The 11,912-nt window shown below is 48.4% G+C and carries 10 protein-coding genes; 2 read left to right on the forward strand and 8 right to left on the reverse strand.

The window, feature by feature from the left end; translation table 11 throughout:
* Positions 1–83: 83 nt before the first annotated feature.
* Positions 84–755, reverse strand: a complete 672-nt coding sequence (locus ACAN56_RS10225) for a DNA-binding protein (RefSeq protein ID WP_379142501.1) — start codon at positions 753–755, stop codon at positions 84–86.
* 167 nt (positions 756–922) lie between these two features.
* On the opposite strand from ACAN56_RS10225, the gene ACAN56_RS10230 reads away from it, so the two are divergent.
* Entirely contained in the window at positions 923–1,270 is a 348-nt protein-coding gene (locus ACAN56_RS10230) for a helix-turn-helix domain-containing protein (RefSeq protein ID WP_379142503.1), read from the forward strand.
* A 303-nt stretch (positions 1,271–1,573) separates the two neighbouring features.
* Here ACAN56_RS10230 and ACAN56_RS10235 read toward each other — a convergent pair whose 3' ends face one another.
* Positions 1,574–2,539 (reverse strand): MBL fold metallo-hydrolase, encoded by a 966-nt coding sequence (locus ACAN56_RS10235; protein ID WP_379142505.1) that lies wholly within the window; start codon positions 2,537–2,539, stop codon positions 1,574–1,576.
* 270 nt (positions 2,540–2,809) lie between these two features.
* On the opposite strand from ACAN56_RS10235, the gene ACAN56_RS10240 reads away from it, so the two are divergent.
* Complete coding sequence (locus tag ACAN56_RS10240) at positions 2,810–3,280, forward strand: pyridoxamine 5'-phosphate oxidase family protein (RefSeq protein ID WP_038598155.1); 471 nt, start codon at positions 2,810–2,812, stop codon at positions 3,278–3,280.
* A gap of 376 nt (positions 3,281–3,656) precedes the next feature.
* On the opposite strand, the gene ACAN56_RS10245 is transcribed toward ACAN56_RS10240, so the two are convergent.
* The 6 genes from ACAN56_RS10245 to ACAN56_RS10270 all read right to left on the reverse strand — a co-directional run bounded on the left by ACAN56_RS10245 (position 3,657) and on the right by ACAN56_RS10270 (position 11,788).
* The gene (locus tag ACAN56_RS10245) at positions 3,657–4,973 is read right to left on the reverse strand and encodes an ABC transporter substrate-binding protein (protein WP_379142507.1); all 1,317 of its coding nucleotides are present in this window, start codon (positions 4,971–4,973) and stop codon (positions 3,657–3,659) included.
* 99 nt (positions 4,974–5,072) lie between these two features.
* Entirely contained in the window at positions 5,073–5,903 is an 831-nt protein-coding gene (locus tag ACAN56_RS10250) for a carbohydrate ABC transporter permease (protein WP_379142509.1), read from the reverse strand.
* Between the two features lie 11 nt (positions 5,904–5,914).
* Positions 5,915–6,826: a carbohydrate ABC transporter permease gene (locus tag ACAN56_RS10255; protein WP_379142511.1), complete on the reverse strand. Its 912-nt coding sequence runs from the start codon at positions 6,824–6,826 to the stop codon at positions 5,915–5,917.
* 58 nt (positions 6,827–6,884) lie between these two features.
* Complete coding sequence (locus ACAN56_RS10260; RefSeq protein ID WP_379142513.1) at positions 6,885–8,201, reverse strand: ABC transporter substrate-binding protein; 1,317 nt, start codon at positions 8,199–8,201, stop codon at positions 6,885–6,887.
* Positions 8,202–8,400: 199 nt separating this feature from the next.
* On the reverse strand, positions 8,401–9,987 hold the full coding sequence (locus tag ACAN56_RS10265; RefSeq protein ID WP_379142515.1) for a helix-turn-helix domain-containing protein: 1,587 nt from the start codon (positions 9,985–9,987) through the stop codon (positions 8,401–8,403).
* The gene (locus ACAN56_RS10270; protein ID WP_379142518.1) at positions 9,965–11,788 is read right to left on the reverse strand and encodes a sensor histidine kinase; all 1,824 of its coding nucleotides are present in this window, start codon (positions 11,786–11,788) and stop codon (positions 9,965–9,967) included. Before ACAN56_RS10270 ends, ACAN56_RS10265 begins: the two co-directional genes overlap by 23 nt.
* Between the last annotated feature and the right edge of the window lie 124 nt (positions 11,789–11,912).

Consider the following 11,912-nt stretch of genomic DNA (forward strand, 5'->3'; position numbering starts at 1 on the left):
CGCTCCGCTCCCTCATTAATATAGAAGAGGGCGTCCCTTCGTCATTATGACTTAGGACACCCTCTGTCGAACTATTCATATCCCTACAACACTCTACAACTTTCCACAACAAAATTTTTCGCCATCCTCCTATTATATAAACCCCTGAGATAACAAAATCTTCTGTACTTCGACTGCACGTCTCCATCCTGTTCAGACTTGATTCCTGTTATTTCATCAGTTAAGAGGCGCAGTTGCTCGTCCACATTTAAATCATAACACAGCGCAGCTTGCATAATTACAACCAGTCCATCCGGAATTCCCTTCGGATAGGTCTGAACAAAGCGCACATAGTCGTTCAGGAGTTCTGTTTTTCCTGACAGAATCTCTACGGCGTATAAATTCACTTTTGCTAAGAACCGAAATTCACGAGCGATCTCTAGTCCTTCTTTCCCCAAATCCTCCAACCAGCCAAGTTCTGCGTATCTGTAAATGCTATCTTCAGCCTGCTCGTAATCCCCTAGCTGTTGATATGCAATTCCCCGCATCTGCTGACTAAACCCAAAATAATAAACAAGCGGATGCTGCATCTTAATTAGGGGGCTAGTCAGCCCCCTCGCCTTGTAATACTGCCTCTCTTCATAAATACGCTGAGCATAGTTATGCAGGATATCCGCCGTATAAAGCAACTTATTCCATTGTTCAAACGAATACGCGGTTTTTAACATTTCAACAAGAATATCCGGGTTAAAGGCTTTGAGGATAGAGAGATGCATACGAAAACCCTCCTTTTTTATCCATTTATACCTTCATTGTATATTTCAGGATTCAGAGGGTCAATATAAATAGTACTCATAAGTACTTTTTAATTATTATTCTTTTTGATTATAGTGATCTGTAACGGTTGACTCCCCTCTTCTAACCTTAATGTAGAGGTGATCCTATGAATTTACCAGAAAACGTCGGCAATCGCATACGTGAGCTTAGAAAAGCTAAAGGATGGACTCAAGAACAATTGGCAGAAGCAGCATCGCTTCACTACAGTTACATAGGTGGTGTCGAACGCGGAGATCGAAACATTTCTTTAGAGACGCTGGAAAAAATCATTGCAGCGTTTCAAGTTCCCGCCATTGAAGTTTTTCGTTTCGATGATGAGACCGAGCACCGAAAGGCGCTCGATGAGCATATGACTTTGATTAGCACTAAGAGTGCAGAAGAAATAGCAGCAATCACTCGGGTGGTGCGGGAAGTGATTGCTGCTATGGGGATGGGGAGAGGTAGGACTGGATAAGGAAATCAAAAAAAACACTGAACGTCTCTGAACCTCAAAGTCTCTGAGCTCTACAATTCCCTTATATCCCAAGTTACACCAACACTCCTCAGGCTACCTCACCAAAAATTTCGCCCTACTTATGATAAGGTTCACCGTGCTGTTTAAAACGGCAAGTTTTATTTTAACCGTTGTGTGCGCCTATTCCGACATGGAAAGACAGTTCAATAGGCAGAACATGAAAAAAGAAAGAAACGAAGAGCTGTAGTCTTCATTTCTTTCTTCTTCTGAACTCAAGAACAACCCTGCTCTGAATATTCTTCGTTAACCCTCTAATTTAGTGATCATGTCATACACCTTACTCAAATTCGTCTTAAAGTATGTAGTAAAGTACCAGTTATGATACAATTCCGGTACTTCAATCTCATCAATACTTTTCTTACTTTGAACGGCTTCTGCCACAATTGCCATTATATCGGTTATATATCCCTTCACTTCGTGAAGTTCTTGCAAAGAGCATACTTCGCCATGTCCCGGTACGATAGTTTCTACATCCAGCAGTTCGACCTGCTCCAAAATATTCAGCCATTCCTGAGGATTTGCATACGCCAAAACCGGGTGATGTTTTGAGAGCACCAGATCCCCTATTACGACAATTTTGTCTTCCGGAATGTACACGATTGTATCACTTTGCGTGTGTCCCCCACCAAAGGTAATGAGTTGAATGCTACGATTACTGCCATGTATGGTCATCTGCTGATCAAAAGTTATTGTCGGCAGCGAATGTACTAGATTGGGGAGCATCTTCATAAACTCACGGTCACTAGCACTTTCCCATGCCATTTCCCTTTTTAACTTTTCATCCGTCTCTTGTTGTATTTGCTCTTCAAATTCTTTGATAGCCTGATACATCTGCACCGTGTTTTCCCGATATTGGGCTAACCTGTCTCTGGCAAAAGTATTCATAATCTCACGAGTAGTTGATGTTGAAATAATATTAGCCGCAGGTAAAAACACTTGATTTCCAGAGGTATGATCACTGTGCCAATGCGTGTTGATTACATAGGATACAGGGTTTCCCGTGAGGTACTCTGCAGCAGCTTTCAAATCCTTTGCAGCCTGTATTGTCGAGAATGTATCCACGACAAGAGTTATATCGCCTAGATCAATGATTGCTGCATTCCCCAAAGAACCGGTACCTGGAACTGCAATCGCTGCAATTACACTATCAGCAATGTAATTCAGCCGAAAATGCTCGGAGCCTCTAAATGATTCAATCCTATTTTTCATAGTAACCTCTCCCTTCCAACATGGGAATACACTATACTCCAAATCAATACAGTAGACAATAATTTTTCTCCAAAAAAAGTAGGCTATATAAGCTGGACTTATCAAGGATGCAAGGCAATTTCACAAACCCATCAGTTGAACCATACCTAAATCGAGCAGAGGACTATGATAGCGATTTAATATTTTATCGTATTATTCTTCACATGCACTAAGATTTTACAATGATAGGCTTAATAATGTATGCCTTATTTCACTTTAGGAGGTAATATTATGAGCAAGTACGACGAAGCAATGAAGCTGCTGGAAGAACAAGTGGGTAACAAGGACGGCCTAATCTCTCTGTCCACCATCGCGCTGGAACCGGGGGCCAATGGCAAAAGCCGTCCCGCCGCCCGCATTGTGGACGCCTATTATGAGGACGGCGCGTTCTACACCGTCACTTACGCGACCTCAGGCAAGATGCAGCAGATCGCCCAAAACCCCGAAGTCGCCGTTTGTATCATTGTAGAAAACTTTACGGCCGATGGTATCGGTGAAAACCTGGGCTGGGTATGTGACGAGAAAAACGCGGAGATGATGACAAAGCTGCGCACAATATTCGCCGAGTGGTATAACGAAGCCAATAACGACGAAGACCCTAACACATGCCTGCTGCGCATTCGCCTGACAAAGGGCCTGTGGAATGACGCCCATAAAGGGATCAGAAATGAGATTGATTTTGTCAATAAGACGGCAAATTAAGTGGTCTATGTGGTTTCTATATTTTGCATATTATTTGATAACAGACAATGTTAGCTCAAAGGGAGTGTCCGCACACTCCCTTTTTTTTCGCCGTTACTTATGGTAGGGTTCACCGTGCTAGCTGAAGGGGCAAGTTATTATTGCTCAAAGAGTGATTTCTATAAGGAATTAAATACAGAGTTAGTAAATTAAATCTCAAAATAAAAGTTGAAAAAAATAAAACCGATACCTTTCCATTTCAAGGAGATCATAATTCAGCCTTCTTACAAAGAAAGAGAAGGCTATAAAGGCGCATTGGCTGTCCTAATCTAGGGTATGCTCTTGATTTCCTCCAATAACGTGAATAGGCGGAATCCCGTGGTTCGGGACTCCGCCTTCATCCTGCTTTATGTTGGATGGATTTTCGCCGCTTGGCTGCGGCCTCGTCGATTGCCTGCTGGATATTGGCCAAGGCGGCCTCAAGCGGCTGGCCAGCCAGATATTGATTAACGCCCTCTTGAATCTTCACCTGAAGCGATTCGGTAGATACGGTGTGCGGCCAATAGAGCGTTGCGTCCTCTCGCGTTACCGCCGCTGCGATGGAGGATACAGAATCGCTGCGATCCGTTGGCGCTGATATCACGGAAGGTACAGCCAATGCGCCCGCTGCCAGCTTTTCCTGTGTGGTCCTGCCGTTCATAAATGCCACGAACTGCTTGGCCTCCTCCGGATGTGCTGTTCTGGAGCTGATAACCCGATACGTGCCGACATTGATATTGGGTACGGTCTTCAAGCTGCCCGGCACCATCATAAACCTTATATCCTGCGTGGCATTCCGCTCCTTGATGCTCGGGATGTCCCAGGTGCCGGTAATAATCATTGCCGCCTGGCCGGTGCCGACCAAATCCTTCGCCTGCTCATGCTTCAGATTCTTCCAGTTCGGCGGCACAAATCCCCGGTCAATAATTTCCCGGTGCTTTTGGATAGCATCGACGAATACCGGATCATGAATCCCAATCTCCCCGCTCTCCAGCTTCTTCGTCCAGGTGGCATCCGCCCCGTTATCCGACATGATCGCCCCCCAGAAGAACTGGGCTGTGGACCACTCCGCATCCATCGCTACCGGTATGATACCCGCCTGCTTCAGCTTCTGGCAGAGTGCAAGGAATTCCTCCCAGGTCCGGGGAACCTCCAATCCCAGGAGGTCGAACAATGTTTTGTTGTAGAGCAGTCCGTCGCTGTGCATCACCTCGGGCGCACCGTACACCCGGCCCCCGACCGTAACCGGCAGCAGTGAGTTCGGATAGAATTCCTTGAGAAAGGCAGCGCCCGTCAAGTCCAGGTACATATCGCTCCGTAAGGCACGGAATTCCTCGAACAAGCTGGGCGACCAGGTATCGAACACATCCATTCGCTCACCGCCAAGCAGCCTGATCTTGATTCCGGCCGTATAGTTATTGTTCTGAATGAAGTCTGCATCAATTTGAATATGGGGATGGAGCTTTTCAAATTCGGCAATAGCATCGAAATACACCTTGCCCGCCTGTGCCGTATCCAGCAGATAACTGGAGTACCGCAGCGTGATTTGTTCTTGCTGTCCAGGTGCTTCGCCGGAAAGAAGAGAAGCTTCCGTGCGGCCCTGTCCATCACAGCCAGCAAGCGCAAGCAGCAGCAGAACAGCGCTGCACCGTATCGCGAGTGTCCTCGTAATCATGAAGCTTCCCCTCCCTCAGGCTATTCCCCATCCATAATGTGGATCATATGGACCACTCTTATATTCTGACTGATGCAGCTTATTCCCGTCAACGGGCAATCAGAGCTTTCCCCCCGAGGTGGCGATACCCTCGATAAATTGTCTTTGGAACAGGACGTATATCAGCAGCATGGGCCAGATCGCCAGCACGGAGGCCGCCATCAGCTCCGGGTAATCCACGGAAAAGGCGCTTTGGATCTTCGCCAGAGCCGAAGAGAGCGTCGCAGCGCTGGAGCTTGTGTTGACGATCATCGGCCACATCAGATCCTTGAAGGAGAAGAGCGCCGTGAAAATTCCTAGCGCTACCAGACCAGAGCGGACAAGCGGCAGCATGATTCTTGCAAACGTCTGCCCGATATTGCAGCCGTCAATTCTGGCAGCCTCCTCCAGCTCCTTGGGCAGCCCCATAAAGAATTGTCGCAGCAAAAAGGTGCCGAAGGCGCTCACAAGCCCCGGGAATAACAGCGCAAAAATGGTATTGCGCATCCCCATTGCATCAACCATCAAATATTGCGGGATGATGAAGATCTGCGTCGGCACCATCATCTGGAACAATACAAGACTGAAGAAGAAATTTCGTCCCGGGAAGTTCAGTCTGGCAAAGGCATACGCAGCCATCGCGCTGAACAGTACGGCGCATAGCACGCGCAAGGCCATCATCGCAAACGTGTTCCAGTACAAGATCAAGAAGTTATTCTGACGCCACACCTCCAAGTAGTTCTCCCCTCTCCAGGTCTTGGGGAAAAATATGAAGGGATTCATCGAGGTGGACTCCGTAACTGATTTGAACGAGGTCAACACCATCCAGACGAACGGCAGAATCATCGCAGCGGCTCCCAGAAGCAGCACCAGATGCGCTAAGCTACGGTTAATGCGTTTATACTTGGTCATACTGACGCCTCCTACATGTAGTTGACCCATTTTTTTTGCGCTTTCATCTGGAAGAACGTAACCATCATGATCAGCGCCAATAACACCATAACAATTGCTGAGCCATAGCCCTTATTGGAGTACTTAAATGAATTATTATAGAACAGATACACAAGCGATACGGTACTGTCATAGGCAGGGTTGGTCACATCAATCATCATATAGATAACGTCAAATACTTGCATGGATTGAATAATCGTGGTCACCACAACAAAAAACAGCGTGGGCGATACAAGCGGCAGGGTAATCACGAAAAATTGGCGCACCCGGCTGGCTCCGTCGATATCGGAGGCTTCGTAGAAGTCTCGCGGGATCTCCTGAAGACCGGCGAGCAGCAGCACCATATTGTAGCCTATAACACTCCAAATACCGATAATGGCGATGGAAAAGAGTGCCACACGCGGGTCCGTCGTCCAGTTGACAGCGGAAAAGCCCAGCTTGGACAGCCCGTAATTAATCAAGCCATAATGCTGGTTATACATCCACCGCCATACCATGGTGACAGCCGCAGGGGCGGCAACCATCGGGATGAAATAGATGGTTCGGTACAGCGAGCGCCCGGTAAGCTTGCCATTCAGCAACACGGCAACAAGCATTGCAATGGCAATACTCGCAGGTACAACCATCAATGTGTAGAGCAATGTATTGCCCACCGCATGCCATACCTGCGGATCATGTATCAGCTTACGGTAATTTTCCCATCCGATGTAGATGTTGCCTTTGCCGAAATCTCCGCTCTTGAAGAAGCTAAGGTAGGCGGTCTGTATAATCGGAATGAAATTGAGAACAAACAGTCCGATGATCGTTGGCGCACACAGGAACCAGCCCCAAGACCATTCATTCCAGGTTTTAGCCCCGATTTTTCGCTTAACGATATGATTCATCTGCTACCTCTCCTATCAAACTTGCGGCAACCGTGAGGCTACCGCAGTATGCTGATGCTTATTTCTCTTCTGCTAGACTCGCATTCATCACACCTGCTGCATTTCGAGCCGCTTCCTCAACCGGAACCTTGCCGGAGAATGCCGGCTTCAGCATTTCATAAGCCTTATCTTCCCAGACAGCCGTCGTATTGGAATACGGACGAATGACACCATAGCTCACCATATCAACAAACGCCTTGATGTTAAACGTCTTGTTCGAGTTAATCCATAGGTCAGCCGCACCTTTATACGCAGATATCGCAACACCCAGCTCTGCCTGACGCTCCTGGCCCACCTTGGAGCTAAGATATTCCACGAACTTCCACGCTTCCTCCGGATGCTTGGTCTTGGCATCAATTGCATTGCCGAGGCCGTTATAGATGGAGGCCTGTTTGACCTTTTTAGGCAATACGGCCACATCGAAGTTTTTAGCCAAATACTCATTTTCCGTGAACCCGCTCAGGTTCCAGGAGCCGAACAAGCCCATCGCCACCTTGCCGTTCTTCAGCAGGTCAGCGCGCTCGGCATCTCCGTATACCTCAGGCGACAGTCCTTCACGCACAAAGTTGATATAGAACTGAAGGGCTTCAATCGTCTTGGGATCGTCATAGCCTGACTTTTTGTCGGCTGTAATGATAGTGCCTCCGTTCTGGTACACAAAGTTATAATATCCTTCCTGATTGTGCAGCGGCGCTAGAAAGCCATATGTCCCATCCTTCGTCAGCTTCTTAGCGGCGTTGTGAAGATCATCCCAGGTCCAGTTCTCGTCCGGGTAATTAACGCCTGCTGCATCAAACAACGTCTTGTTGTACCATAGCCCGATGGTATCAAAATCCTTCGGAATTGCGTATTGCTTACCTTGCATATTATAGATTTGGTTAAGGCCTTCAGGATAATTATCCAGCTTGACGTCAGCGCTGTTGCTTATACGATCCGTGAGATCAAGCAGCATGCCGTTGCTCCCATAGCGGTATATCTCGTTGGAGTGCATCCAGAACACATCCGGCAGCGAGCCTCCGGTAGCCCCCGCTTCCAGCATCGTCCAATAATCCGACCAGCCTGTCACCTCAATATTGACCTTAATATCCGGATTCTTGCTTTCAAATTCATCGGCAATTGTCCGAAGTCCCTTCTCCTGATTGGAATCCCAAATCGCATAGGTCAGCGCGACTTTATCTCCGCTCGCCGCCTGGGTTGCCGGCGCGGAATTCGTTGCCTTTGCCGATGGCGAAGCTGCAATGCTGTCGTTGCCGTTACCGTTGCTGTTGCTGCAAGCCGTCAAGGCAAATGCCGTAAGGACGACCGACAATACGGTTGCAAAATTTTTTCTTTTCACTAAAATTACCCCCAACTTCCAATTAGGATATGCTGCATCTGCTGCATCTCCCATATTAGGCGAATGCCGCAGCCATCAAAATGGCTGATTTTTACGTAACGTTTCCCTTTTTTGACCGTTTCGGCAAGACAAACTAAAAAGCACACCCTAACGGATGCACTTCTTTTACATATCTATTCTTTTTTTGACAATGGCCATTCTAGCCCCGGTATTCCTCAGGCGTCATGCCGCACAGCTTCTTAAACAACTTGCTGAAATACGCGGTATTCGGGTATCCTACGCGCTCTGCAACCTCATAGACCCTCATATTTTTTTCCCTTAGCATACTCTTGGCCTTCTCCATACGCAACCGGGTCAGGAAATTGACGAAATTCTCCCCCGTCTCCTGCTTGAATACCCGGCTGAGATAGGAGGCATTCACGTTAATACGGTCGGCAATCCCTTGCAGAGAGATATCCTCCGCATACAACTGCATGATCAGATCGCTCGCTTGCTCTGCATAGCTTCGCGGAGAATCGCGTTCCGACATCTGCGCCCTGCACTGCTCCAGATAACCGGTTACAGCCTGGTGAAGCCCCTCAAGACTCTCTTCGTGGAGAATGCTTTCATATACCGTAATTCCGGCTTCGTTGGGTTCGGGAAGCGCCGGGAAGCACGACAGAATCGCCGCAAGCAGCCTCATATAGATCGACCTTGCATTCTGCTTCGTACAGCCTTCCAGCAGCATGGTATCCTTCAATCCGTTCAGATACGCAGCCGCCCCCTCACTCCCGCTCTCCGTATCCTGCCTGAACTTTCTCATCGCCGACCTGTCGATGACCAGCCGCTCCCCGCCTCTTTTGCGATGCCTTGCCTGATCATAGAAGGAGAGACCGCTCCCTCCTTTGAAGAATAATGCGTCAAGCGCCTCATCCGCCTCCTGATATGCCCGTTTCAGGCCGGCGAAGCCCGGCGCCGTTCCGCTAACACCAATAGACATGGTCAGCTTCAGGAAATCTCTCATGGCCGCTTGAATCTTGTCTACCGCTTGTTCAATTTCCCCGTGGACAATCCGCCCCTCCTGCCCCAGATCCAGCAGCAGCACATATTCAGCGGAATTTAGGACAATGATCTCCTTCGCACGCTTGCGCGGAAGAATCTCTTCAAGGATATTGGTGACGGAATAGCGCAGCAGCTTCTCATCCTGCTCCACATACTTGCGTCTGAGCTGCTCGAAATCATTAATTCGCAACTTGACCAGTACCATCGGCTCATCGGTCAGGCGAATCCGCAGGGATTCGCGGCTGGCAAGCACATCTCCGGCGTCCCTGAAGCCGCTGATCAGCTCCTTGAAGAGCGTTTCCTTCAAGTGTTCAATACTCTCCTTGTAGGAGCCTGGCGGCATTTCTTCGGATCTGCTGCGGGAAATGCCAACCGCCCGCTTCTTGACGATCTCAAGCACATGGCTAAGCTGCGCTGGCTTCATGTCGCTCTTAATCAGATAATCGGTCGCCCCGAGCCGAACTGCCTCCTGAGCATATTGAAACTCCTCCAGGCAGCTTAGGATCACAAACTGTCCACCTATATCCAGCCGTTGGGCCTCCCGAATCAGCTCAATGCCATCCATAACTGGCATCTTGATATCTGTAATTATCAGGTCGGGCCGATGTATTCCGGCCAGCTCCAGAGCCTCCCGCCCATTCGCCGCTTCACCCAGAATCGTGAAGCCCTCCTCTTCCCACTGAATGATCGACTTCAGACCGATGCGCATCAGCAATTCATCATCAACGATAAGAACGCCTAACATGCCCATATTCCTCCTCCCCGTTCCTTATGGGAATCCGAATCATGAATACCGTGCCTTGCCCCGGACTGCTCTCGAACGATACGCCGTAAGGCTCGCCATACACGCGACGAATACGCTGGTGTACATTGATAATGCCGATGCCGCCGCCTTCTGCACCGCCAAGCCTGCTCTTTAGTTGGCTTGCCGCTGCCTCGCTCATACCAACACCATTGTCCCTTACCATAATGGCGAGATCGGAATTTCCGATACGCCTGACTTCGATGGACACAAGACCGTTCTCCTGATCCGCAATCCCATGAAAGATGGCATTCTCCACCAGCGGCTGAATACTCAGCTTGGGAATTTCCTGTTCCTCCAGTAATTCCTCAATTTCGCAGTGGAAGTCAATCCGGTTGAAATAGCGAACCTTTTGAATGACGATGTAATGACCGATGTGCTCCAGCTCCTCACGGATAGGGACAAGCCTGTTGTCCGTTTTGGCGGTGTAGCGAAGCATAGAGATGAGTGCCTCCGTCATCTCCACAATCTTCTCCGAATGCTGCATGGTAGCAATCCATTTGACCGAATTCAGTGTATTGTACATGAAATGGGGATTAATCTGCGCCTGCAAGGCCCGGATTTCGGCCTCAATCTTCTGCTCCTGCTCATCATAAATCCGTTCAACAAGCTGCTTCAATTCCGCCGACATTTGCTCAAATCTGCCCGCCATCACGCCAATCTCGTCATTGGACCTGACGGCAGGCAGGTTGTCGAACTTCCCCTGCTCAACAAGTGTCATATTGCGGATCAGTTGCTTAATCGGCCGGGTGATGAGATTGGACATATACAGAGAGCTGACCAGAGCGAACAAGAGCAGCACAACTACAATGGTCCACAAATTCCGCTTAAGGATGTTACCTTCTACAGCGAGTTCTTCAACCGGCATATACATATAGGTCTTCCAGTCATGCACCTCAAACGGTGCTTGAATCAGAATGTAGTCTTTGCCTGATACACGGACGATCTGCCGGTCCGACTCAGCGGCCAGCACATGTTCACGTATAGGAAACAGCGACTGAAACGGCTTGCCAATGAGACTGTACTTATTATTAAAAATAATTTGGTTTCCATCATCCACGACAGTAAATGAAGAGCGGCTTCCCGCCTGCATCCGTTTATTCAGCCGGTTGATGAAATCAATGTCCACACTGACGACCATGAGGCCGAGCAGGCTGCCGTTCTCCATATCGAATATTTTGCGCAGATTGTAGATGGCCCAATTGCTGTCTCCCTTGGTCTGCCTATCCATCCTTGTCGGTAAATCACGCGTAATATCGTCCGAACGCAGGAAATCTTTGAACCAACTCTCATCCCTGGGATGATAGGTATAGTCGATAAGCTTGTTCGGAGCGATATAGAGATCGTTGCCTTTGTTCATATTGTAGACGTATATGGAGATGGCGCGATCCTTCATGGTAATGTAATTCATCAGTAATTGTGTGGCTTGCAGCTCGTTGGCGACAGAGCTGTCATGCAAATAGTTTTGTACCGGATAATTCTCCTGCGAGACAGCGGAAATGTAGCTGTTGATCCCATAGCTGGAGATGAGCGAAATCTGCTTCACGTCCTCCAGAAATTCTTCAATGCGAATGTTTGACTGCCTCGTCACATCGGACAGCAGATCCGTATATTTACGCTCAAGCATCTGCTGGGATGAGATGTAGGAGTTGATAAACATAATGACGACCGGTATAAGAATGGCCAGCAGAAAAAAGAACATCATTTTGTTCTTCAAACTTACAAAACGGCGGGTCTGAACCAAGTGAATCCCCCCGGTGCGAGAGATGGTAGAATACTTTAATGATAGACCCTCGGGCGGTTTCCCGCCACCCGGTCAGGCATGTCTTTTTTTTACTCTTTTTTCTCTCTTTTTTACCTGTGCTGCT

Origin of the sequence: Paenibacillus paludis (assembly GCF_042610515.1) — a bacterium.
In the GTDB taxonomy this organism is placed as follows: domain Bacteria; phylum Bacillota; class Bacilli; order Paenibacillales; family Paenibacillaceae; genus Paenibacillus_AQ.